General features: G+C 70.7%; 25 protein-coding genes. 18 read left to right on the forward strand and 7 right to left on the reverse strand.

Translation table 11 applies throughout. From position 1 onward, the window contains the following. The first annotated feature begins 43 nt into the window (after window positions 1-43). The 8 genes from LCL87_RS09625 (at window position 44) to LCL87_RS09660 (ending at window position 5,496) form a co-directional block, all read left to right on the forward strand. Window positions 44-1,231 (forward strand): L,D-transpeptidase family protein, encoded by a 1,188-nt coding sequence (locus LCL87_RS09625; RefSeq protein WP_225019039.1) that lies wholly within the window; start codon window positions 44-46, stop codon window positions 1,229-1,231. A 102-nt stretch (window positions 1,232-1,333) separates the two neighbouring features. Next, complete coding sequence (locus LCL87_RS09630) at window positions 1,334-2,152, forward strand: alpha/beta fold hydrolase (protein WP_225019042.1); 819 nt, start codon at window positions 1,334-1,336, stop codon at window positions 2,150-2,152. A gap of 5 nt (window positions 2,153-2,157) precedes the next feature. Beyond that, window positions 2,158-2,658, forward strand: a complete 501-nt coding sequence (locus LCL87_RS09635; RefSeq protein WP_225019044.1) for a hypothetical protein — start codon at window positions 2,158-2,160, stop codon at window positions 2,656-2,658. Window positions 2,659-2,721: 63 nt separating this feature from the next. Beyond that, entirely contained in the window at window positions 2,722-3,474 is a 753-nt protein-coding gene (locus LCL87_RS09640; protein WP_225019046.1) for an ESX secretion-associated protein EspG, read from the forward strand. Between the two features lie 108 nt (window positions 3,475-3,582). Continuing rightward, entirely contained in the window at window positions 3,583-4,116 is a 534-nt protein-coding gene (locus tag LCL87_RS09645; RefSeq protein WP_225019048.1) for a YbaB/EbfC family nucleoid-associated protein, read from the forward strand. Continuing rightward, complete coding sequence (locus LCL87_RS09650) at window positions 4,109-4,423, forward strand: WXG100 family type VII secretion target (protein ID WP_225019050.1); 315 nt, start codon at window positions 4,109-4,111, stop codon at window positions 4,421-4,423. Before LCL87_RS09645 ends, LCL87_RS09650 begins: the two co-directional genes overlap by 8 nt. After that, window positions 4,423-5,319, forward strand: coding sequence for a WXG100-like domain-containing protein (locus LCL87_RS09655; RefSeq protein ID WP_225019052.1), 897 nt, complete (start codon window positions 4,423-4,425; stop codon window positions 5,317-5,319). Before LCL87_RS09650 ends, LCL87_RS09655 begins: the two co-directional genes overlap by 1 nt. A gap of 12 nt (window positions 5,320-5,331) precedes the next feature. Further along, complete coding sequence (locus LCL87_RS09660) at window positions 5,332-5,496, forward strand: hypothetical protein (RefSeq protein WP_225019054.1); 165 nt, start codon at window positions 5,332-5,334, stop codon at window positions 5,494-5,496. A gap of 10 nt (window positions 5,497-5,506) precedes the next feature. On the opposite strand, the gene LCL87_RS09665 is transcribed toward LCL87_RS09660, so the two are convergent. Further along, window positions 5,507-6,559, reverse strand: a complete 1,053-nt coding sequence (locus LCL87_RS09665; protein WP_225019056.1) for a DUF2804 domain-containing protein — start codon at window positions 6,557-6,559, stop codon at window positions 5,507-5,509. Window positions 6,560-6,568: 9 nt separating this feature from the next. Continuing rightward, window positions 6,569-7,318 (reverse strand): SDR family oxidoreductase, encoded by a 750-nt coding sequence (locus LCL87_RS09670; RefSeq protein ID WP_225019058.1) that lies wholly within the window; start codon window positions 7,316-7,318, stop codon window positions 6,569-6,571. A gap of 325 nt (window positions 7,319-7,643) precedes the next feature. Here LCL87_RS09670 and LCL87_RS09675 point away from each other — a divergent pair, with 325 nt between their 5' ends. After that, window positions 7,644-8,945: an ROK family protein gene (locus tag LCL87_RS09675; protein ID WP_225019059.1), complete on the forward strand. Its 1,302-nt coding sequence runs from the start codon at window positions 7,644-7,646 to the stop codon at window positions 8,943-8,945. Between the two features lie 17 nt (window positions 8,946-8,962). Here the strand turns inward: LCL87_RS09675 and LCL87_RS09680 are convergent, their stop codons facing one another. From LCL87_RS09680 to LCL87_RS09695, 4 genes are read right to left on the reverse strand one after another with little or no spacing between them, the layout of a single operon-like run. Continuing rightward, a complete protein-coding gene (locus LCL87_RS09680) occupies window positions 8,963-10,216 on the reverse strand; it encodes a Tat pathway signal protein (RefSeq protein WP_225019062.1) in 1,254 nt (417 codons plus the stop codon). Further along, the gene (locus tag LCL87_RS09685) at window positions 10,213-11,526 is read right to left on the reverse strand and encodes a lipase family protein (protein WP_225019064.1); all 1,314 of its coding nucleotides are present in this window, start codon (window positions 11,524-11,526) and stop codon (window positions 10,213-10,215) included. The genes LCL87_RS09680 and LCL87_RS09685 overlap by 4 nt, the downstream gene beginning before the upstream one ends. An 18-nt stretch (window positions 11,527-11,544) precedes the next feature. Then, the gene (locus tag LCL87_RS09690) at window positions 11,545-12,564 is read right to left on the reverse strand and encodes a tocopherol cyclase family protein (RefSeq protein WP_225019065.1); all 1,020 of its coding nucleotides are present in this window, start codon (window positions 12,562-12,564) and stop codon (window positions 11,545-11,547) included. Window positions 12,565-12,613: 49 nt separating this feature from the next. Next, complete coding sequence (locus LCL87_RS09695; protein ID WP_225019067.1) at window positions 12,614-13,387, reverse strand: PIG-L family deacetylase; 774 nt, start codon at window positions 13,385-13,387, stop codon at window positions 12,614-12,616. Between the two features lie 120 nt (window positions 13,388-13,507). Here LCL87_RS09695 and LCL87_RS09700 point away from each other — a divergent pair, with 120 nt between their 5' ends. The 5 genes from LCL87_RS09700 (at window position 13,508) to LCL87_RS09720 (ending at window position 18,273) form a co-directional block, all read left to right on the forward strand. Then, window positions 13,508-14,695, forward strand: coding sequence for an MFS transporter (locus LCL87_RS09700; protein WP_225019069.1), 1,188 nt, complete (start codon window positions 13,508-13,510; stop codon window positions 14,693-14,695). Window positions 14,696-14,718: 23 nt separating this feature from the next. Continuing rightward, a complete protein-coding gene (locus LCL87_RS09705; protein ID WP_225019070.1) occupies window positions 14,719-15,600 on the forward strand; it encodes an alpha/beta fold hydrolase in 882 nt (293 codons plus the stop codon). Between the two features lie 25 nt (window positions 15,601-15,625). Continuing rightward, complete coding sequence (mshA, locus tag LCL87_RS09710; protein ID WP_225019072.1) at window positions 15,626-16,960, forward strand: D-inositol-3-phosphate glycosyltransferase; 1,335 nt, start codon at window positions 15,626-15,628, stop codon at window positions 16,958-16,960. Beyond that, the gene (locus tag LCL87_RS09715; RefSeq protein WP_225019074.1) at window positions 16,957-17,511 is read left to right on the forward strand and encodes a type III secretion system chaperone family protein; all 555 of its coding nucleotides are present in this window, start codon (window positions 16,957-16,959) and stop codon (window positions 17,509-17,511) included. Before mshA ends, LCL87_RS09715 begins: the two co-directional genes overlap by 4 nt. A 432-nt stretch (window positions 17,512-17,943) precedes the next feature. After that, window positions 17,944-18,273 (forward strand): transglycosylase family protein, encoded by a 330-nt coding sequence (locus LCL87_RS09720; RefSeq protein ID WP_225019076.1) that lies wholly within the window; start codon window positions 17,944-17,946, stop codon window positions 18,271-18,273. 154 nt (window positions 18,274-18,427) lie between these two features. On the opposite strand, the gene LCL87_RS09725 is transcribed toward LCL87_RS09720, so the two are convergent. Beyond that, window positions 18,428-20,035 (reverse strand): FAD-dependent monooxygenase, encoded by a 1,608-nt coding sequence (locus tag LCL87_RS09725; protein ID WP_225019078.1) that lies wholly within the window; start codon window positions 20,033-20,035, stop codon window positions 18,428-18,430. A gap of 143 nt (window positions 20,036-20,178) precedes the next feature. Between LCL87_RS09725 and LCL87_RS09730 the strand changes: the two genes are divergently transcribed. The 4 genes from LCL87_RS09730 (at window position 20,179) to LCL87_RS09745 (ending at window position 23,491) form a co-directional block, all read left to right on the forward strand. Further along, entirely contained in the window at window positions 20,179-20,493 is a 315-nt protein-coding gene (locus LCL87_RS09730) for a putative quinol monooxygenase (RefSeq protein ID WP_225019080.1), read from the forward strand. A 58-nt stretch (window positions 20,494-20,551) separates the two neighbouring features. Beyond that, window positions 20,552-21,307 (forward strand): phosphoglyceromutase, encoded by a 756-nt coding sequence (locus LCL87_RS09735; RefSeq protein WP_225019265.1) that lies wholly within the window; start codon window positions 20,552-20,554, stop codon window positions 21,305-21,307. Between the two features lie 253 nt (window positions 21,308-21,560). Beyond that, window positions 21,561-22,805: an ATP-binding protein gene (locus LCL87_RS09740; protein WP_225019082.1), complete on the forward strand. Its 1,245-nt coding sequence runs from the start codon at window positions 21,561-21,563 to the stop codon at window positions 22,803-22,805. Continuing rightward, complete coding sequence (locus LCL87_RS09745) at window positions 22,802-23,491, forward strand: response regulator transcription factor (RefSeq protein WP_225019084.1); 690 nt, start codon at window positions 22,802-22,804, stop codon at window positions 23,489-23,491. Before LCL87_RS09740 ends, LCL87_RS09745 begins: the two co-directional genes overlap by 4 nt. Window positions 23,492-23,515: the final 24 nt, after the last annotated feature.

Below are 23,515 nucleotides of genomic sequence, written 5' to 3' on the forward strand. Positions count from 1 at the left end.
GTGTGACGAAAGCCACTGTCGCGCTGCGAGTACCGTGGTTTTCGTGCGTGAACAGGGGATTCGGGTAAATCGGACGCGGCTGCTGATGGTGGTGGCCGCGCTGCTGGGGCTGTCCCTGTTGGCCGGGTGCACCATCCCCACCGGGGACGCCGCCGACGGCAACCCGGCGGCCGCCGGGCCCGTCGCGCAGGTGGTCCAGACCCCCCTCCCGGACGCCCGGAACGTCAACCCCGTCGAACCGGTGTCGGTCCGGGTCGACCGGGGCACGCTCGAGAACGTCGTGCTCGCCAACGCGGCCGGCACGCCGGTCCAGGGTGTGCTCAGCCCCGACCGGACGTCGTTCACGGTCACCGAACCTCTCGGCTACGACGCGAAGTACACGTGGTCCGGCACCGCGCTCGGCGCCGACGGCAAGACGGTCCCCGTCGCCGGCAGTTTCACCACGATCGACCCTGACACCCAGACCTCGGTGCGCACCAACATCGGTGACGGCCAGGTCGTCGGGATCGGCGCCCCGATCATCCTGCAGTTCGACGGACCGATCGCCGACAAGGCAGCCGTCGAGAAGGCCCTGCACATCACCACCGTCCCGCCGACGATCGGGTCGTGGGCGTGGCTGCCCGACGACAACGGCGCCCGGGTGCACTGGCGACCGCAGAACTACTGGGCGCCCGGCACCACGGTGCACGTCGACGCCAAGCTGTACGGACTCGACTTCGGCGGCGGCGCCTACGGAGCCGGCGACGTGTCGCTGGACTTCGCGATCGGACGTAGCCAGATCGTCAAGGCCGTCGCCCCCAGCCACCGCATGCAGGTGGTCCGCGACGGCGTCACCGTCATGGACATCCCCGTCAGCTACGGCGAGGGCAACGAGAACCGCAACGTCACGCGCAGCGGCATCCACGTGGTGTCCGAGATGCACGAGGACTTCATGATGTCGAATCCGCCGTACTACGAGAACGTGCGCGAGCGGTGGGCGGTCCGCATCTCCAACAACGGCGAGTTCATCCACGCCAACCCGCTGACGGTCGGCGTGCAGGGCGCGTCGAACGTGACGAACGGGTGCATCAACCTGTCGCTGTCGGACGCCCAGGAGTACTTCGGCACCGCGATGTACGGCGATCCGGTGGAGGTCAGCGGCACCCGCATCGACCTGTCGGCCGCGGACGGCGACATCTACGACTGGGCCATCGACTGGCCGACGTGGACGTCGATGTCGGCGCTGGTGTGAGTCTCGACTGAGGCACAGCTGAGTCTCGGCCGCCCCGAACGGAACTGACGGGTCCGGCCTGCGTGGGAATATCCGGGGACTTCCCACACGAGGAGATCCGCCATGAGAATGAGCAGGATTCGGACCTTGACGGCGATGTGCGTACTCGCGCTCGCGGCGGTGCTGTCGGTGGGGGTTTCCCCGGCCGCCGCCAACCCGATGCCCACGATCGTGCTGGTGCACGGCGCGTTCGCCGACACCACCAGCTGGGATCCTGTCGCCGCCGAACTGCGCGGCCGCGGTCACGACGTCGTGGTGCCGTCGAACCCGCTGCGCGGGCCCGGCTACGACTCGGCCGCGGTCGAGAAGGCCCTCGCCGACATCCAGGGTCCGGTGCTGCTGGTCGGGCACTCGTACGGCGGTGTAGTCATCACCAACACGCACGCCCCCAACGTGGTCGGCATGGTGTACGTCGCCGCGTTCGCCCCGGACCAGGGTGAGCCGGCGCAGGCGGCGCTCAACCCGATCACGTTCCCCGGCAGCCAACTGCTGCCGCCGGTCCTGCAGGTGAAGGTGGTCGACGACCCGACCACCCCGATCGGCAAGAACCTCGACGGCTACATCGCCGAGGACAGCTTCCACGAGGCGTTCTGCCAGGACGTCTCGGACGCCACGGCCGCCGACATGTTCGCCCATCAGCGGTCCATCGCGTTGGCCGCGAACCTCGAACCGACGCAGGACCCGTCGTGGCGGAACCTGCCGACGTGGGCCGTCATCCCCGACCAGGACCGGGTCATCCCGCCGGCCTCCGAGCGGTTCATGGCCGAGCGCGCGGGCGCGAAGATCACCGAGATTCCGGGCGCCTCGCACGCGGTGCTGGTGTCGCGGCCGGGACAGGTGTCGGACGAGATCGAGCGGGCCGCCGCGGCCGTCGCGGGCTGACGTCGATGCGCACCCTGATCGTGGTGGAGTCGGTGTGGGGCAACACGCAACAGATCGGCGCCGCCATCGCCGCCCGGCTGGCGTCGGCCGGCGACGTCGACCTCGTCGCCGCCGCGGACGCGCCGCACGAGGTCGACTCGGATCTGCTCGTGGTGGGGTCGCCGACGCACGCCTTCGGGCTGCCGTCGGCGACCACCAGGACCGGCGCCGTCGAACAGCAGGGAGCACCACCGCAGCCCGATCGCGGCCTTCGTGAGTGGATCGCCGCGCTGCCTCGCCCATCGCGGCCGATCGCGGTCGCCACCTTCGACACGAAGGTCGACAAGCCGCGGCTGCCGGGGTCGGCCGCGAAGAAGGCGATGAAACGCCTCATCGCTCTCGGGTACGTGCCGGTCGAACGCCCGGAGACGTTCCGCGTGCACGGGTACACGGGTCCGCTGGTCGACGGGGAAACCGATCGGGCCGGCGAGTGGGCGGAGCAGTTGGTGCGTGCGGTCGCCACCTGAGGGAACCGAACGACGCCGGGGTGCGTCTACCCCTTCGTGGCTGTGTATTCGAATCGATCCGCGGTGTCCGGCGACGAGTGGCGGTTCACCGGGCTCGAGTTCCAGATCCTGTGGCGGCGACTGGGGCTCGACCGGCTGCCGTACCCGCTGCGCTTTCGTCCGATCGCCGAGACCCAGGACGACCTGGACCGGCAGCGGCGGGACGCGTCGGCGGCGTTGCTTCCCCGGGTGACCGAGACGCTCCACCGGCACCTGGTGACGCTCGCCGAGCCGACGGTACGGATCGAGGTCTTCGGCTTCGCCGGCCGTTCCGACACCACTCCGGTGCGCCTGCACGCCGGGATCCGAGGTGACACGGGCACGCTCGCGATCCAGTTGCCCGGTCCCGATCCCGACACCGGCGGCGACGTCCTGGTCCGTGGCGTCGCGCCGACGCGGGTCCCGGACGCGATCGCGTCGGCGCTGCCCACCGCTCCCGCGGGAGCACGATCGGCCGTCCGGTTCCGCAGGACCGACCTGCAGCCCGCACAGGGCGCGGTGCTCACGTCGGCGGGATCCGCCGGGCTGCGGGACGAGGTGCGCGCGTTGCTCGGTCGGCCGCGCAGCGGCACGGGGGAGATCACCGCGTTCGCGGGCTCCGCCTACGACAGCCGCCCCACCGACGACGGCGCTGCGATGCACTGGCTCGACTTCGGCGACGACGGCCGCTACGTCCTGCGGGGCGACCCCGACATCGTGGTCCGGCCCGCGGGCGCGGCCGACATCGCCGCCGAGGTGCGGGCGCTGCTCGACGCCGTTCGGGCCGCGGCCCGCTGACCGACTTCGGACTCCGGGGAACCGATCGGCCGGCGCCCGCGTCCAACGATGCAGAAGGGCTCGAAGGGGTTCGAAGGGGTTCGAAGGGGTTCGAACGGAGGGGGATCGATGAGCGACAACGGCGCGAGCGAACGACGGGAGTCGCGGCAGCGGCTGCGGGAGAGCAACACCGTCCTGCGTGATCGGGTGGACACGATGCTCGAGCGGTTGCACGAGCAGACCGCGGCGCTCGCGGCGGCGCAGGGGGCCGTCGCGAGCCTGACCGCGGAGGGTACGTCGCCGGACGGGCTGGTCCGGGTGACCGTGGACGCGTCCGGCACGGTGGTGTCGAGCCGGCTCGACCCCGCGGCGTTCTCGCGCTCCACACCGGAGCGTCTCGCGGAATCGTTCAGCGCCGCAGCGCAGCTCGCGTCACACGAGGTACGTGCCCGGGCAACGGAACTGATGTCCCCGGTGGCGGCGATGGCCGCGGAGTTCCCGGATCTGACCGACCTCGTCCCCGGGGCTCCGAGTATTCGGAACCTGGTGCCCACGGTGGCGACCGAGTTTGCGGCCGACGCTCCGCAGGCAGATGACGCCACCGATTCCGACGACCAGCACGACTGGCGGGCGCCGATCCTGCGGGAGGCGCATCGTGGCTGACGGCATGTGGATCGATGCGGATCAGGTGCGCTCGGCCGCGCCGCGATTCGACCGCGTCACCGACAATCTGGTGGACACGCAACGGCAACTCGCGCTCGCCCTCGACGCGGAGGGTGCGAGCTGGGGATCCGACTCCACCGGTGCCGCGTTCGCGGCCGAGTACGTGCCCGGCGCGGACGGCGCCCTCGCCGCGCTGCGCAACCTCACCGACGTGCTGAACGGCATCGCGGGCGGCCTGCGGGACACGGCCGCGGCGTTCGAGACCACCGATACCGGGTTCTCCCGCACGCTGGGCGGTGACTGCTGATGGGCATCGAGATTCCGGGTCCGCTGCGGACGGTCGCGTCCCTCGCCTCGGGGCAGGACTGGCCCGAGGCCGACGAGACGTCGCTGCGCCGGCTGTCGGATGCGTGGGAGTCCGTCGCGGGCGACGTCGAGCGGATCGGCGCGGGCGGCGACGCCGCGATGCAGGCGGCGCTGGCGGGGGTGGCCGGTGCGGTCAACCAGGCGATGTCCGCGCACTGGTCGACGGTCGGCGGGAGCGACGGTGCGATCGACCAGATCGTCGCGGTGTGCCGGGAACTCGCCGACGCCTGCGAGTCGACGGCGGCCGACGTCGAGGAGGCCAAGCTCACCATCATCGCCGCGCTCGTGGCGCTCGCCGCGCAGATCGCCGCTCTCACCGCCTCGGCGGTCGCGACGTTCGGCGCCAGCACCGCCGCGATCCCTGCGGCCCAGCTCGCCACCCAGCTCACGATCCGCACGGTCATCACCGAACTGCTGCGCCGCGTCGCGCAGGAGGTGGCGGTGAGCGTCGTCCGGGAGGTGGCGATCGCCGGTGGCATCCAGGTGTACCAACTCGCGCAGGGCCAGCGGGACGGACTCGACTTCGGGGCGCTCGGGAAGGACGCGCTCGGGGCCGCGGCCGAGGGCGTGGTCACCGGCCTGCTCGGCCGGGACGGCGCCGGCGGGATGGTGCTCGACGGCGTCGAGAACGCCGGCCGCCGCGTCGCGACCGGGGTGGCCGTGGACCTCACCACCGGCGGCGTCGGCGCGGCCGCCGGCGATGTCGTCAAGGGCGAGGACGTGAGTGTGGAGAGCGTGCTGAAGGGCGCGGTCCTCGAGGCGTCCGACGGCCTGCGCGGCGGTGAACGCCCTCAGGAGACCCCGGCCCCGCCGTCGAGCTCGTTGAACATGAATTAGAGGGAGCACCAGATGATTCCGGCAGTTCTGCTCGTCTGCGTGCCGCTGTTCGTCGCGCTCGTCGGGCACTCCGCGTACCGGGTGCGCAAGGCGAACCGGGAACACCAGGCGAAGATCGACGGCGCCCCGGTGCCGGTCGAGGATCCCTCGCCGACCGCGACCTACACCGAGTTGTAGGGGCGCCCGCTCACCAGCGGTTGCGGACCTCCTCGGCGAACCCGAGGAGGTCCGTCACCTCGACGCGGTTGCCGTCGTCGAGGACGACGTGCCCGGTGAACCGTCCGAACACCTGATGCTGGATCGACCGCAGCACCTTGAAATCCACCGCGGCGGCACGGTCCAGGATCGGTTCGAACACCATCTCGAAGCGGCCGTCGTTGCCCCTGAACTTCCACGGCGCACCGTCGTACGTGCCCTCGGGCAGATGGAACGTCACCTGATCCAGCTTGTGTGCGACGCCGTCGACGAACACCATGTTCTCGCTCGCCGCGGACGTGTCACCGAAGCCGTAGCCGATGTTGAAGCCGAACGGACGGCCGTCGACGACGCCCGACGCCGACCCCCAGTACCACGTGTTGTCGTACGTCCACACTCCCCGGCCCCAGTCGAAAACCCCCGCGGCGGTGGTCGGTTCGAACGCGAACGCCTCGCCCCCGACGACGATCTCGCCAGTCGTGGCCAGGCAGTTGATCTTCTGGTTGTAGTAGAAAGCCTTGGGCGCCTTCGGGAACGGCGTCGCGATCACCATTCGGGCAGGAGCGGAGCCTGCGGGGCGACCCGAAGACGCCATGTCGGGCTGTGCGAGGCGCAGTTCTCCGCGCAGGCCACGACCGCCGTCGAATCCGGCGTAGTCGATGCTCAGCACGCGGCCACCGTCGACGTGCCGGAACGCGATCCGCATCTTCTTGTGGTCGATCACGACGTCGCCGGTGTCGGCGCTCGCGGGCAGGCTCATCCGTCCCATCGGGAACGGCAGCATCACGTTCTCGGTGCATTCGCGCCGGCCCCGGAAGTCCAGCCACGAGACGCCCAGCAGTCCCATGTAGCCGTTGTCGGCGACCGTGAGCGCCACACCGTAATCCGGGGTGAGGACGCAGTAGTAGTCCCACTCCTTGATCCGCCACGACGGCGCGGCCACCGCGGCGCGGTCGTAGCGTCGGACCTCGGCGTCGGCCCATCCGGCCTCGGCGAGGTGCCCGTGATCGTTCAGGAGTGGACCCGGCTGCAATCGGTGCTGCATGCCGCGAGACTAGCCGGTGGTGCGGTGGAATCGTCCGGTATCGGCCTGGTCGCGCGGCTTGACGATGATCTGGTCCAGGTTGACGTGCGGCGGTCGCGACGCGACGAATCCGATGATCTCCGCGATGTCCTCAGCGATCAGCGGAGTGATGCCCTCGTACACCTTCGCGGCTCGCTCGGCGTCGCCGTCGAACCGAACCAGGGAGAACTCGGTCTCCACGGCGCCCGGCGCTATCTCCGTGAGCCGCACAGGCTTGCCGAGCAGTTCGCCGCGCAGCGTGCGGTGCAGCACGGCCTGCGCGTGCTTGGCGGACGTGTAGCCCGAGCCGTTGTCGTACGCGGTGAACGCGGCCACCGACGTGACGGTCACGATCAGCCCGTCCCCGGAGGCGATCAGCTTCGGCAGCAGTGCCTTGGTCACCCGCAGCGTCCCGAGGACGTTGGTCTCCCACATCCACCGCCAGTCGTCGAGATCCGCCTCGATGACCGGGGCCATGCCCTTCGCGCCGCCGGCGTTGTTGACGAGCATGTCGACGCGGGGGAGGACAGCGCAGAACGCGTCGACGGAGTCTTCGTCGGTGACGTCCAACTCGAGCGCGGTGCCGCCGATCTCCGCCGCGATCGCCTCGATCCGGTCGATCCGGCGCGCGCCGAGCACGACGTGGAATCCCTGGCCGGCGAGGGTACGGGCGGTGGCTTCGCCGATTCCGGAGCTGGCTCCGGTGACGACTGCGACGCGGGTGTCCAGTGGCAGGCTCATGACCCGATCGTAGTGCCGACATCTGGGCGTCGTCGGGGACGGGGGAGGCCCCGACGGCCCGCGGGATGCTAGCTTGATCGTCATGTCGTCCGGCGCCACCTCCGCACCGCGGGTCACCTATGTGACCGCCGCGCTGGGTTCTCGGCTGCCGCACCCGCGGGAACTCTGTTGTCCCTGCCGTACCTCTCGCCGCTAGTTCCGCGCTGCTCACCCCGTAGTTCCGTGCCGGTCCGCCGACGTTCCCGTCGGTAGCGATCGACGTCGGCAGCGCGTCTCCCAGACCGCGTCGACTTCCGTCCCCTCGGGGACGAGGCAAGGACATGCCATGCTCACCGCAGCACCTCCCGTCACCGGAAGATCTGTGACCGCCCGTACCGCCAGCTCCCGTACCGTCCGCAGCACCCCACCCCGGCCCGCGACCCGGTCGCGAATCGTGTCACCGACCCTCGGTATCGCCGACGGACCCGCCGCCGCGGTGTTCCGGGTGGCCGCCGCCGGTGGTCCCATCTCTCGCGACGAGGCAACGCGCGCAACGGGATCGAGCATCGCTACCGTCAACCGGCACGTGTCCGCGATGATCGCTGCCGGGCTGCTGCGGGAACGCCCGGATCTCGTCGCGGCCGGCGCGGTGGGACGGCCCCGCGTCCCGTTCGAGGTGGATCACGAATCGCACCTGACCGTCGGCATTCATATCGGCGCCGTCGTCACCAGCATCATCACCGCGGACCTGCGCGGCCGGATCCTCGGCGCCGTCGAGATCCCTACCCCGCGTGGGGCGTCCGACGCCGCACTCGCCACGATCACGGCCAGTGCCCGCGGTTTCGCAGCCCGCTGGCACCGCCGCCGGCCGCTGTGGGTGGGCGTCGCGATCGGTGGCCGCGTCGAACCCGACACGGGACTGGTCGACCACCCGCGGCTCGGCTGGACGGGTGCCCGCGTCGGGGACGTCGTCGGGGCCGGTTTCGGTCTGCCGGTCTCGGTGGCCGCGCACGTCGAGGCGATGGCCGCGTCCGAGCTGCTGCTCACCCCGCAGCGGGCCGAGAACGCCGACGCGCGCGGCAGCGGCCTGTACTTCTATGCCCGCGAAACCGTCGGTCTGGCACTCACGCTCGACGGGAAGGTGCACACGCCCACGGCCGGGCCGGGATCGATCGCGCACCTGCCGACGTCGTCGGACGTCCAGTGCGACTGCGGTGCGACGGGCTGCCTCGAGGCGACCGTGAGCGACCGTGGGGTGCTGCTCGCGGCCCGCCGTGCCGGGGTGCTCCCGGCCGACGGTCCGCTGCCTCCGGTGGCGACGGTTTTCCGGGCGGCGCGATCGGGATCGGCTGCGGCGCAGCAGATCCTCGCGAATCGGGCGCAGGCGCTGGGCCGGGCCGTGGCGATGGTGCGGGACCTGTTCAACCCCGACCGGGTGATCCTGGGTGGGCAGGCGTTCACCGACTACCCGGAGGCCGCACCGCATGTCGCGCGGGCGCTGTCGGAGGCGTCCCGCGTCGCCGGCGCCGACGTGCGCATCACGGGGTTCGGCAACCGGGTGCAGGAGCACGCGGCCGGTGTCGTCTCGCTGAGTTCGCTGTACTCGAATCCGCTGGCGGCGATGCGGAAGGCCACCGTTCGGGTGTGACCCTCCGCATCGCGCGGTCAGAAGTAGAGCGCCTGCGTGGTCCGGGCCATGGACAGCAGCATCTGCGGCAGTCGCGCCAGCGCGCGCTGCTCGCCGATCTGCTGCTCCATCGGCTTGGACAACGTGGCCCGCCACAGGTCGGGCTGAGTCTCCTTCAGCGCCCGGTACTTCGGCAGCATCTGCTCGGTGATGTACGTCCACCGCGCGTCGCGGTCCGACCAGTTGAACGCCGGCAACGGGGTCTGCAGGCGCCACTGCGGCGCGTCGGTGGCGGCACCGGTGACGTCACCGGCGGTGAGCACCAGCGGATCGGCCTCGCGCGGCGGGACGACGCCGGGGATCGCGGGATCGGCCGCGACCGTGCTCAGGTAGGTCAGCGCCCGGCCCACCGGGCCCTTGTAGTTGCGGGCGGTGTCCCACTGCGCGCCGATCGACTGGTACTGCTCGCGGTAGAGCAGTTCCTTGTTGCCCTCGACGACCAGGTCCGGGTTGCCGGTGTCGACCTTTCGCCAGGCGCCGTAGGCGTTGTCGTCGATCAGACCCGCGTCGCGGTACTCGTCGATCGCCGTCATGCCGCCGGCCAGGTAGGCCTCGTGCTGCGGGATCAGGTCCATGAAGATGTGCTTGCTCATCGCGATGACCTGCGTCTGGAAGTGCGCGATGTCGTCGGCGGTGATCACCGCACCGACCTCGAGCACGGCCTGCACGTCCTCCGGGAGGTTCGCGGTGGCCGGGGCTGCGGCGGTGTCGAGGGTGCCGACGATCGTGGCGATCGCGTCGCGCACCGCCCGCACGTCGAGCACGACGCGGCCGAGGTCGACGTCCATGATGCCCGCCGCGAACGACGGCCCGGCCATCCCGCCCTGCCCGGTCCACAGGAAGTTCGGGTTCTCGAGCTGTAGCCGCTCGTAGTACCGGAAGGTGTTGGCGAGGTTCTGTTCGTTCGCCGCCAGGCCCCGGTTCGCGTCCCAGTTGTTCAGGTCCAGCCCGGCCTTGCGGGTGGCCGTGGCGAGCCAGAACTGTTGCAGCAGAGCCTTGTACCGCGTCGGCTCGACGCCCTGCGCTCGCGCGCGGTCGAGCAGCGCGCCCAGTTCCTCGGGGTCGGTCGAGAACGACGGATTGACGCCGCCGTTGCCCTCGGCGTTCTCGTTCGACAGCGGGGCGTCGAGGTAGGCGTCGAGCGTCGCGTCCAGTGCGGGATCGGCGGTGGCGACGGCCGTCGGGACCAACAGGAGTGCGGCGGCGAGTGCGCCGGTGAGCAGTTTTCTCATCGTGAGGTCTCCTCGAACTTGCCGACGAACCAGTCGACGTTCTGCATGCCGAGCAGTTCGGTGCCCACTCGGTAGGGGTTGGTCAGGATGTCGGTGACGCCGCAGTGACTCGGCTTCACCGTGACGTCGGTGCCGCCCGCGCGGTAGGCCGCGATCAGGTTCTCGACGTCGGAGTAGGGGACCAGGAAGTCGTCCCGGCACGACGTCATCAGCACCGGCGCCTTCGGGGCCTGCTGACCCATGCGGTTCTCGGCGTACGCGCGCGCGAAGACGGGATTGTCGGCGGGGCGGCCGTGTGTGTACAGCGCGCTCAGCGGCATGAAGGGCATCATCAGGTAGGTCTGCTGACACGTGCGGTTGAAGACGTCCGCGATCTGCTTGCCGAGCGGGGTGAGTTCCTTGTCGAGGTCGATCTCGGGGTAGCGGGCGGCGTAACCGAGCGAGTTCGCGAACACGAAGCCCGCGCCGATCCCGCCGTCCGCCTTGCGCTCGAACGTGGCGCTGTCGATCACCATCGCCTGCAGCACCGTGCCGACGACGTTGAGTTCGGGCGCGTACGACGCCTGCTTCTCCGCGGCGAACCCGGCCGCGACGCCGCCGCCGGCGATGCCGTAGATCCCGATCGGGATATCGCGCTCGAACTCGGCCTCGGGCAGCGCGATCGCGGCGCGCAGGCCGTCGAGCGTTGCGGCACCGGAGAACTGGCCGATCGAGAACCCGTTGGGGGCGGGATCGCCGTCGTTGGCGGTGTCACTCATCATCACGGCCCAGCCGTTGCCGAACATCTGGGCGACCGGTCCGAGCGCCGAGAACAGCGACGGGTCGTCCTGGTCGGTGCCGGTCCACTGCGCGCTCGGCATGCAGCCCGGACCGAGGCTGTCGTTGGCCTCGGAGTAGCCGATGAGCTTGCGGCCGCGCGGCGCGGTCCCGTCCTCGGGAATCATCAGGATGCCGGTGCTCACCACCCGGGATCCGTCGAAATCGGTTGTGACGTACATCAGTTGGTAGGCGCGCACGTTCGCCGGCTGGACGCCGTACACCTGGACGGTCGCGGGGCGGGCCTTGAGCAGGGTGCCGGCGGCGAGGTCGGCGACCGGTGGGGCCTGGAACCACGGATCGGTGACGGGGTGGCGGGGCTGCCACTGCTCGGGCGGCGCGATCCGGCCGTCCCGGAACGTGTCGAGCACGAACGGCCCGAACACGTCGGTCATGTCGACCGGAGTCGGTGCCGCCGCCGCGGTCGGCGCACCGACCAGCAGGGCCGCCGTGGCGACGGCGGTCGCCACGAGTGTCGATCGAAGCCTGCGCAAGATCCCCCCTCGAATTCTTCAGTTCTGTTTGTCCCCGCCCGCGCCCTCGCGCCGCCGGAGTTCGTCGTGCGCCCGAGAGATCCCACCCCACTCGAGCCCCGCCAGGTGTGATCCACCCGACAGACAACATCGGCCATTGTTACTCACCGTTACAGACAACTTGCCGCCGAGGTGCTCCAGCGCGCCCGGGACGTTGCGGCGTTCCGCGGGCAGCGGCACCGGCAGCACGTGCGCGTCGCCGCGCCGGGCCTCGCCCCGGATCTCCACCGACCAGCGGTGGTTACCGCCGCTGAACTGCCACGATTCGTCGTCCACCCGCGCCCGGACCGGCGAGATGACCGGGTTCCCCACCCGGATCACGGTGCCGTCGGGCAGCGCCACGACGACCGCCGTCATCTCGGTGCGCAGCGGCCCGGCCGTGACGATGCCGCCGGCGAACGCGACGCACACCCGCGGGTCGTCGAAGCCCTGCGCCTGGCCCCACCACCATGCGTCGGGGAATCCGCCGCGGCCCCAGTTCTTCTCGCCGTACACCTGGGCGCCGTCGAGGTCCCACCGCTCGCCGTCGACGTCGGCCCACCCTTCGGCGCGGCCGCCGAGCAACCACGGGTGCCAGTACTGGTTGAGCGCGGGCACGGTGTGGAAGATGCTCGAACCGCCGAGTCGTCGGCGTGGCCACTCGAACCGGTCGGTGATCCGCACGTCGATCCGCGCGTCCGGCCCGAGATCGACGCGCAGGCGGTCGCGGGTGCCGTGGAAGGCGCGGCCCGCGAACGCGCCGAGACCGTGCGGGTCGGCGGCCGCGACGGGATGCGCTGCGGTGCTGAGGAACCCGCCCGGGTGCGCGCCCAGTCCGAGGGTGGCCCAGTGGCCGTCGTCGGCGCGGTTGATGCCGGCGAGGGCGATCAGCACCCGGCCCGTGTCGCGCTGGGTGAACCGCCAGAAGTAGCCCTCCATCGCGACGTCGTGCGCCGCGAGCGGGTTGCCGAACGGCACGTCGGCGCCGGTCCGTCGGTAGCGCGCGAGGAGACCGGGCATGTGGCGATGCTAGGTCCGCGCGCGGTGAATCCGCAGGCAGTTAGCGGTATTACAGGGGGAGTGCGGTCTCGGCCAGTCCGGTCGGCGCCCCGCGGCGGCGGAACCATTCCTGGCCGAACGCGGCGTGCAGCTGCTCCTCCGGCATCTGCAGGAACGGGCCGAAGTCGCCGATCTGCGTCTCGTGCGCGAGCATCGCCGCGCGCTTCGCGGCCAACGCGGCCGTGACGTCGACGACGGTCGTGATCTCGTCGTCGGAGAGGCCGAAGGTGTCGAAGTCGGGAGGGGTCGCCTCCTCGCTCCACTCCGGGTTCGCCGCCATCATGCGCCGGATGTGGTCGCGGCTGACCGCGGCTTCGTACACGTGCGGGACGTCCGCCAGCTCGGCCGCGCGGACGCCGACGTGGTGGACCTGCACGTGATCGGGATGGCCGTACCCGCCGTTGGGGTCGTAGATCGTGAGTACGTCCGCGTCCTCCTCGCGCAGGATCTCCGCGAGGCGGGCCGCGGCGGTCTCGACGTCGACGTTGCAGAAGGCGTCGGGGTTCGCGTTCTCCGGCGTGCCGGCCATGCCCGAGTCGGCGTAGTGCAGCATCACCACCCGATGCGCGCCCAGCACGCTCGTCGACGCCTCGAGTTCGCGACGGCGCCGCTGCGCCAGGGTCTCGCCGTCGGCGAGCACGCCGTCCGGCACCTCGCCGAGCGCCCCGTCGGTCGCGGTGACCACCACGACCCGGTGCCCGGCATCGGCGGCCTGGCGCATCACCCCGCCGGTCACGAAGACCTCGTCGTCGGGATGTGCGTGGAAGCAGACCAGAACGCTCATGCGGAGAATGCTTACACGCCGATCGAGCCCCGGGGCAAGGGTGCGAGACTTCTCTCGACAACTGGTTACCGGCCGGCGCGGGCGCGCCTCGTCGCGGATGCGTCAGGAGAGAGACCGGCAATGATCGGCACCTACCGGGAGATCTTCTCCGCCCGCGGGTCCGCCGCGTTCTCCGCCGCGGGGTTCGTCGCCCGGTTGCCGATCGCGATGGTCGGCATCGGCATCGTGACGATGCTGTCGCAGCTGCGCGGCGACTACGGCGTGGCCGGAGCGCTCTCGGCGGTGTTCGCCCTCTCCTACGCCGCGATCACGCCGCTGGTGTCGCGGGCCGTGGACCGGTACGGGCAGCGGCGGGTGCTGCCGGCCGCCTCCGCGGTGAGCGCGTGCGCGCTCGCCGCGATGCTGCTGTGCGTGCGCCTCGAGACGCCCGACTTCGTGTTGTTCCTGCTCGCGATCCCGGCCGGCTGCATGCCGACGATCGGCGCGATGGTCCGCGCCCGATGGACGGCGCTGTACCGCGGGCAACCGCAGTTGCGCACCGCGTTCGCGTTCGAGTCGGTGCTCGACGAGGTCTGTTTCATCGCCGGTCCGGTGATCTCGGTCGGGCTGTCGGTGTCGGTGTTCCCCGAGGCCGGTCCGCTGCTGGCGCTGATCCTGCTGGTGGTCGGCACGTTCGCGCTCGTCGCGCAGCGCGGCACCGAACCTGCGGTCGCCGAGCACGATACGTCCGGCGGCGCCTCGGTGGTCCGGAACCCGGCGATCTGGGCGCTGGTCGCGGTGATGCTCGGGATGGGCACGATCTTCGGGTCCGTCGACGTCACGAGCATCGCGTTCGCGACCGATCGGGGAGCCCCTGCGGCCGCGACGATCGCGCTCGCCCTGTTCGCGGGTGGGTCCGCGGTGGCGGGCATCGTGTTCGGCGCGCTGCGACCCGGTGCGGCGCTGCGCCGCCAACTGGTGTTCGCCACGGTCGTCGTCGCGGTGCTGGTGTGGCCGCTGCTGCTCGTCGACTCGATCCCGACGCTCACCGCGGCCCTCGCGCTCGCCGGCATCTCGGTCGCCCCGACGCTGATCATCGCGACGACGCTCGTCGAGACGGTCGTCCCGCATCACAAGCTCACCGAGGGCATCACGTGGACGGTGACGGGCCTCGGCGTCGGTGTCGCGGTCGGTTCGGCGCTCGCCGGCCAGATGATCGACCGCTTCGGCACCCGGGCCGGCTTCGCGGTCACGGTGGGCGCGGGTGCGGTGGCCCTGGTCGTCGCGCTGGCCGCGTACCTCCTGCACCGCGCGCGCAGCAGTCGCTGACCGCTGCCCCTTAGGGTGGCCGCATGGCCATCCGCGAAACCGTCAGTGCCGACGGCACCACCATCGTCTATCGAACGTTCGGTAACTCGGAGGCCCGACCGCTCGTCCTGCTCCACGGGTGGGCCCAGTCGTCGCGCTGCTGGGGCGACGACGTCCTCGGTGCGCTGTCGGAGCGGTACCGGGTGATCGCCGTCGACCTGCGCGGGCACGGCTACTCCGACGCCCCTGCCGCCGGCTACGACGACTCCGCGAACTGGGCCGCCGACGTCGACGCGGTGCTCTCGGCGGAGCGGATCACGTCGGGCGCGGCCCTGCTGGGCTGGTCGTACGGCGGGCTGGTGATCTGCGACTACCTGGCCGCGCACGGGACGGGCGCCGTCGACGCGGTGGTCTTCGTCGGCGCGATCACGAGCATCGGACGCGGCGAGGCCGGCGGCGCGGTGGGATCGGCGATGAAGGCCGCGATCCCCGCCGCCATGGCCGAGGACCCCGACGTCGCGACCCGGGCACTGGGCAGCTTCGGGACCGCCCTGACCGGTCCGATCGGCGACGACGCCGGCAAGGGCGCATGGTCGCAGGCGCTGTTCGGGGCGAGCCTGTCCACGCCGCCGCGGGTGCGGTCGGCGCTGTTCCGGCGGGCCGCCGGCCACGACGACCTGCTGCGCGCGCTCGACGTTCCGGCGCTGGTGCTGCACGGCACCACCGACGCCGTCGTCGACGTCTCCGCCGGTGAGCATGCCGCCGCGCTGATCCCGCACGCGACCGCGTCGTACTGGGAGGGCTGCGGGCACGGCCCGTTCGTCGAGGATCCGGAGCGGTTCGTCGGCGAGGTCGACGCGTTCCTGTCGGCCGCCGTCGAGGGTGTCCCGGTCGGCGAGAACACCGCGGCCGCAATTACCTCCTGACAGAGCGACAGGGCAGTATGGACGCGTGACACCCAAGCACAATGCGACGCCGAGGCGGGTCGCGGTTCTGTCCGTACACACGTCGCCGCTGGCCCAGCCGGGAACCGGTGACGCGGGTGGAATGAACGTGTACGTGCTGCAGACTGCGATCCAGCTTGCGCGCCGCGGTGTCGAGGTCGACATCTTCACCCGTGCGACGTCGTCGGCCGACCCGGTGGTGCAGGACGCCGCGCCGGGCGTGAGGGTCCGAAACGTCGCGGCCGGTCCGTACGAGGGTCTCGACAAGCACGAACTGCCGACGCAGCTGTGCGCGTTCGCGGCCGGCGTGCTGCGGGAGGAAGTCCGGCACGAGCCCGGCCACTACGACCTCGTGCACTCGCACTACTGGCTGTCCGGGCAGGTGGGCTGGCTGGCCCGTGACCGGTGGGGCGTGCCGCTGGTACACACCGCGCACACGTTGGCGGCCGTCAAGAACGCGGCGCTCGCAGAGGGTGACACGCCGGAGCCCGCGGCCCGGCAGATCGGCGAACAGCAGGTGGTCGCGGAGGCCGACCGGCTGACCGCCAACACCGTCGACGAGGCGGCGCAGCTCACCGCCACCTACGGGGCGTCCGCGGACAAGATCGACATCGTCGCGCCCGGCGCCGACCTGACGCGCTACCGGCCCGGTGACCGCCTCGCCGCCCGTGCGGCGCTCGGTCTCGATCCGTCCGAGACGGTCGTGACGTTCGTCGGCCGGATCCAGCCACTCAAGGCACCCGATGTCCTGCTGCGCGCCGCGGCCGAGGTGGCCGCCCGCCGCCCGGACCTGCCGCTGCGCGTGCTGGTGGTCGGCGGACCCTCCGGCACCGGGCTCGAGCGGCCGGATTCGCTGATCGAGTTGGCCGCCGCACTGGGTATCACCGCGCGCGTGACGTTCCTGCCGCCGCAGCCGCCCGACCAGCTTGCCGACGTCTACCGGGCATCGGATCTCGTTGCGGTGCCGAGCTATTCGGAGTCGTTCGGACTCGTCGCGATCGAGGCGCAGGCGTGCGGCACGCCGGTGATCGCGGCCGACGTCGGCGGGCTGGGCGTGGCCGTGCGGGACGGGCAGACCGGTCTGCTGGTCCAGGGGCACCGCATCGACGACTGGGCGGCGGCGCTCGAGTCTCTCGTGGCGGCGCCGGATCGCCTCGACGAACTGGCCGCGCGCGCGCCGCGGCACGCCGAGAACTTCTCGTGGGAGCACACGGCGGACGCGCTGCTGGCGAGCTACCGGGCCGCGACCGCGATGTATCACCGAGCCGACGGCGGGGAACTCTGGCAGCGTAGGTCGCGCGGGTTGTGGAAGTTGCGTCGGACGAGCGGAGTGCGGGCGTGAGCGAACAGGAACCGACGGCGGACGTCGTCATCGACGTCATCGACGCGGCGCTGAAGGAGCGCGAACTCGAGTTCAGCCGCCAGGGCGAGAACCAGTTCGTCGTGGAACTGCCCGGCGAGCACAAGCTCAAGACGACGACGCTGCTCACCGTCGGCAACCACGGCATCCGGGTCGAGGCGTTCGTGTGCCGCAAGCCCGACGAGAACTTCGAGGGCGTCTACAAGTACCTGTTGCGCCGTAACCGCAGGCTGTACGGGGCGTACTACACGATCGACAAGATCGGCGACATCTATCTGGTGGGCCGCATCTCCGCGCACGCGGTGACCGGGGCGGAACTGGATCGCGTGCTCGGCTCGATCCTCGAGGCGGCGGACGGCGACTTCAACACGCTGCTCGAACTGGGCTTCGCGTCGTCGATCAAGCGTGAGTGGGCCTGGCGGGTGTCGCGGGGCGAGTCGCTCGCGAACCTCGAGCCGTTCAAGCATCTCGTCGAGGATGCGCAGGACGCGCCGAGCGGGGCCGGCTGGGGCCCCGATCCCCGGTCTCGGTAGCGCTCCGCGGCTCGTCCCAGGGGCATCCGAGCCGTTATACGGCCGAGATTTCGTGACCCCGTTCACTCATTTCATGTGACCTGAGTCACATAACGACTATGCAACGACGCCGGTGTCCCGGTGCGCTTCTTGATGCCTGAGCTGCGACTTTTACCAGATCATGGCCTATTTCACGTACGGCCGTCTCACAAAATCGACCCGTGACCTATCCGTGATCGGCGCCTACGGTTGTAACCAGCTCGAGACGAACGAACTCGAGAAGCAACAACCGCAAGAGAGCAAGACCCCGACCCGCCGCCGCCGGCTCTGCCCCGCGGGATCGGACAGAGCAAGACCTTCGAGGGGCAGAAGCGAGGCCCAACCCAGAGCCCGGATCGATGTCATTTCGTCCGCAGGCCGCCTCGCCCGCAATACGGAGAGGATCCACCCCCCATGGCTAAGTTCAACATCAAGCGCACCATCGGTACCGTCGCCGCCACCACCGCCCTCGTCGCCGCCCCGTTCGCCCTGAGCGCCGGCACCGCCAACGCCGCCTCGGGCAACTGGGACGCCGTCGCGCAGTGCGAGAGCAGCGGCGACTGGGCCGCGAACACCGGCAACGGCTTCTATGGCGGCCTGCAGTTCACCGCAAGCACGTGGCAGTCCTTCGGTGGCTCGGGCATGGCCCACAACAACTCGCGCGAGGAGCAGATCCGCGTCGCCGAGAACGTGCTGGCCGGTCAGGGCCGCGGTGCATGGCCGGTGTGCGGTCAGTACCTCTGATCGATCACTGAGTTCGACAGCCGGGCTGGGCTGAGCCCCGTCGGACGAGCTGAAGGGTCCCTTCGCGCGCTACGAGCGCACGAAGGGACCCTTCGGCCGTGTCGGGGGCGCGGACCTCGACCGCCCGTCATCGGACCTCGCCCCGCGCGGTGGGTCAGCTGCGGGGGAGCAACGTCCGGTCGAGGTGCCGGGTCAGATCGCCGAACGTCGGTGAATCGCCGCGGTACCCGAGACAGCCGTCCGGGCGAACCGCGACAGCCGCGGGCACGGCGCCGACGCCGTAGGCCTTCGCGAAGCGGGTCTCGGCGTCGTGCAGGACCGTGCCCGCTGCGGTCGCCGAGGCATCGGGCGTGATCACGTACGACCGCACCAGCGGGCCGTACCTGTCGGTGACCGACCTGGCAGTCACGTGGTGGGAGTCGATGTCCGACGCACTCGGCGCCCACAACAGCAGGGTGTGACCGGGATGGCGGAGTAGGTCGTGCACGCGGACCGGGGCCGCGACGGTGTCCTGCCGTAGGCCCGACGCGTCCGGGGCGCGATCGCCGGGAGCCGGTTCGCCCGGCCCGCCGTCGACGAGCGGGCTGTCGCGATACCCGACCAGGAGTTGCGCCTCACGAAGCAGTATTCGCTGCGGATCCGTCGCGCCCGCACCGATTCCCGCGCGCGCATGGCGCACCGTGCGGCCGACGACCTCCTCGCCGATCGGCCGTCGTTCGGCGTCGTAGCTGTCGAGCAGACCGTCGGCGGCGTGGCCCCGCACGGCCAGCGCGATCTTCCAGCCGAGGTTGTAGGCGTCCTGGATGCCGGTGTTCATCCCCTGCGCGCCGGTGGGCGGATGGATGTGGGCGGCGTCACCCGCGAGGAAGACCCGGCCCGCCGAATAGCTGCCCGCGAGGCGGTGACTGATCCGGAACACCGACGACCACCGCAGGTTCCGAGCCCGCGTCGGCTCGGGGGAGAGCCGGTCGAGCACCGCCTGGATGTGATCGAGCGTGGGCCTGCGTCCGGCCTCGAAGCCGTGGGCCACCGCTCCGGAATCCTTCGGCGCGGTGGCGAGGTCGGGGGAGACCAGCGACGAGATCCGGTAGCGCCCGGTGCCCGGCAGCGGGATGCACACCATGATGTCGGCGGTCTGCCCGTCCTGGGTGCGCATCGCTCGGACGCCGTAGCCTTCCGGCATCGACCAGTCCACCTCGACGTCGGCGAGCATGTACTCCTCGGGAAACGCATCGCCCTCGAAGGAGACGCCGAGCCCCTTCCGGACGGTGCTGTGCGCGCCGTCGCAGCCCACCAGATACTCGGCGGTGACGGTGAATTCGAGGTCGCCGTGGCGCAGCGTCGCCGTCACGCCGTCGGCAGCCTGCGTGAAGCCGGCCAGTTCGACGCCCCGGCGGATCGGGGTGCCCCGATCGGTCAGCGCCTCGGTCAGCACCCGCTCCGTCGCGTACTGAGGCATCGCGACGAAGCCGTACGGGACGTCGTCGGGCAGCGTGAGATCGAGCCTGGTCGAGAGTGCGCCGTCGACGTAGACGACCTGGCCGCGCATCGGGGTCGACGCGTCGAGCGCGGGGCGGAGCACTCCCATCGCGTCCCACACCTCGAGGGTTCGGGGCTGGATGCCGACGGCCTTCGCATACTGCGGAGGCTCGGTCAGACCGTCCACGATCGCGACGTCGATGCCGCGGCGGCGCAGTTCGAGGGCGGCCGTCAGACCCACCGGGCCCGCGCCCACCACCAGGACTTCCGTCTCGAAGCGCATAGCGCCTTTCCCTTCCGTCGGGTCGGCATCATTGTGGGCTCCGTGGCGGCGAAGACGCGGCGGATTCGCGAGATCCCGGCACCTCCCGTTCCGCGGGAGGGGTCCTGCCGCCATTTGTGTTGCGCCTCTTACGGTGTGGCGACATGTTCGATCGGCGAGAGGACACATCCGACGTGCACACCGCATTCATCCGGGTCACGGTCCGGCCCGACCACGCAGACCGCGCGGCGCGAGCGATGCTCGACCTGGTGGAGCCGACGCTCGCCGAACCGGGCTGCCTGACCTACGAGTTCTATCGGGACCTCGACGACCCGGCGCTGTTCCACTGTTTCGAGCACTGGGACAGCCGTCAGGCGCTCGACGATCACGGCACGACGGCGCACGTCCGGGCGTTCCTCGACGAGTTCGGGCCGGTGATCGAGAAGTGGGAGTCGCACCACACCGTCGGCCTGTCGTGACGAAGCCGCGGGGTGCGCACCGACGGCTGTCGCAGACGCCGGAACGGGTCATGCCAGGATTGGGGGCATGAGTACCGGAACACTTGTGCTGCTCCGCCACGGCGAGAGCGAATGGAACGCGCTGAACCTCTTCACCGGCTGGGTGGACGTGCACCTCACCGACAAGGGCATGGCCGAGGGCAAGCGTGCCGGTGAACTGCTCGCCGAGCACAACCTGCTCCCGGATGTGCTCTACACGTCGCTGCTGCGTCGCGCGATCAGCACCGCGAACCTCGCGCTCGACGCGTGCGACCGCCACTGGATCCCCGTCGTGCGCGACTGGCGTCTCAACGAGCGCCACTACGGCGCACTGCAGGGCAAGAACAAGGCCCAGACCAAGGCCGAGTTCGGCGAGGACCAGTTCATGCTGTGGCGTCGCAGCTACGACACCCCGCCGCCCGCCATCGAGGCCGGCAGCGAGTACAGCCAGGACCAGGACGCGCGCTACGCCGACCTGCCCGAGGTCCCGCTGACCGAGTGCCTGCTCGACGTCGTCAAGCGCCTCATCCCGTACTGGGACGAGACCATCGCCGCCGACCTCAAGGCGGGCAAGACCGTCCTGGTCACCGCGCACGGCAACTCGCTGCGCGCGCTGGTCAAGCACCTCGACGGCATCTCCGACGAGGACATCGCGGGCCTGAACATCCCGACCGGCATCCCGCTGCGCTACGACCTCGACGAGAACCTGAAGCCGCTCAACCCGGGTGGCACCTACCTGGATCCGGCTGCCGCCGCGGCCGGCGCCGCCGCCGTCGCGAACCAGGGCGCCAAGTAGCTTCCCCAGGTTCCGCGCCTGATCTCAGCCCCGCGTTTCGCGCACTTGTCGCGACAACGGCCCCTCCGGGCCCGCGTCAAGTGCGCGAAACGCGGGGTTTTCTGCGTCCGGAGCGCGATAAGTGCGCGAAACGCGAGGGGGCCGGGAAACAAACGGTGAACAGGCGGAAAACGCCAGCTCTCGGGCCTGTGACGTGCGAGAAAACGGTCACACCCGCCTTCGTGCACCGTCCGTGCGAACGTACGATTCACGTGTGACTGTTGTTCAGGCCGTAATCTTGGCCGTCGCGACCGCAATCGTCGGTTGCATCGTCGGCGGGGTCGTCGTTCCCCGACTGAGCGCGCGTCACGCCGAGCGCCAGCAGGCCCAGGCGGGCCTGACCATGTCCCAGGTGCTCGACCTGATCGTCCTCACCTCGGAGAGCGGCATCGCCGTCGTCGACAAGTTCAACGACGTGGTGCTGGTCAATCCGCGGGCCGAGGAACTCGGGCTGGTCCGCAACCGGATGCTCGACGACCGTGCGTGGGTCGCCGCCACCGACGTGCTCGCGACGGGGGAGCCGGTCGAGATCGACCTGACAGCGCGCACACCGCAGCGCGGCCGCGACAAGATCGCCGTGCGCGGCGTCGCGCGGCTGCTGAGCGAGGAGGACCGCCGCTTCGTCGTGGTGTTCGCCGACGACGACTCCGAGCAGGTTCGGATGGAGGCCACCCGCCGCGACTTCGTCGCGAACGTGAGTCACGAACTCAAGACCCCGGTCGGCGCGATGGGGCTGCTCGCGGAGGCGCTGCTCGAATCGGCCGACGACCCCGACTCGGTCCGCTACTTCGGTCAGCGGGTGCTGAGCGAGTCCGGCCGCCTGGGCAACATGGTCACCGAACTGATCGCGCTGTCGCGCCTGCAGGGGGCGGAGAAGCTGCCCGACCTCGAGGTGGTCGACGTCGACGACGTCATCGCCGAGGCGCTGCGCCGGTCCAGCGTGGCCGCCGAGGCCGCGGACATCACCGTCCACGCCGACGCCCCGAGCGGGCTCGAGGTGATGGGCGACCGCACGCTGCTCGTGACGGCCCTGTCGAACCTCGTCGAGAACGCCATCGCGTACTCCCCGAAGGGCACCCCGGTGTCGGTGAGCCGCACCGTCCGCGGCGACGACGTCGCGATCGCCGTCACCGACCGCGGCATCGGTATCGCCAAGGAAGACCAGGAACGCGTCTTCGAGCGGTTCTTCCGCGTCGACAAGGCCCGCTCCCGGGCGACCGGCGGCACCGGGCTGGGCCTGGCGATCGTCAAGCACGTCGCCGCCAACCACAACGGATCCATCGACCTGTGGAGCCGGCCCGGCACCGGGTCCACGTTCACACTGCGGATCCCCGCGCATTTCGAGACCGTTCCACCCGAGTCCGCCGCCGCGGCGGGCGAGAGCCGTGATTCCCCGATGAACGACAAGAAGGCCGCGGCGCGAGGCGCCGCCGCCACGAGCCTGGAGGCCAACCGTTGACGAGTGTGCTGATCGTGGAGGACGAGGAATCGCTGGCCGATCCGCTGGCGTTCCTGCTCCGCAAGGAGGGCTTCGAGACGACCGTCGTGGGTGACGGTCCGTCCGCGCTGGCCGAGTTCGAGCGCTCCGGCGCCGACATCGTCCTGCTCGACGTCATGCTGCCCGGCATGAGCGGAACCGACGTCTGCAAGCAGTTGCGCGCCAAGTCGTCGGTGCCGGTCATCATGGTCACCGCGCGCGACAGCGAGATCGACAAGGTGGTCGGCCTCGAACTCGGCGCCGACGACTACGTCACCAAGCCGTACTCGGCCCGGGAACTGATCGCCCGCATCCGGGCGGTGCTGCGCCGCGGCGTCGACAACGAGGCCGCCACCGACGTGGACGACGGCGTCCTCGCGGCCGGTCCGGTCCGGATGGACGTCGAGCGCCACCTGGTGCACGTGAACGGCGACCCGGTCACGTTGCCGCTCAAGGAGTTCGACCTGCTCGAGTACCTGCTGCGCAACTCCGGCCGGGTGCTCACCCGCGGCCAGTTGATCGACCGGGTGTGGGGCGCCGACTACGTGGGCGACACCAAGACGCTCGACGTCCACGTCAAGCGGTTGCGCGCCAAGATCGAGGGCGATCCCGGCAAGCCGAAGCACCTGGTGACGGTTCGCGGCCTCGGGTACAAGCTCGAGGAGTGAGTCCTCTGTGGCCGGATGTCACAC

Source organism: Prescottella equi, from assembly GCF_020171745.1.
In the GTDB taxonomy this organism is placed as follows: domain Bacteria; phylum Actinomycetota; class Actinomycetes; order Mycobacteriales; family Mycobacteriaceae; genus Prescottella; species Prescottella equi_A.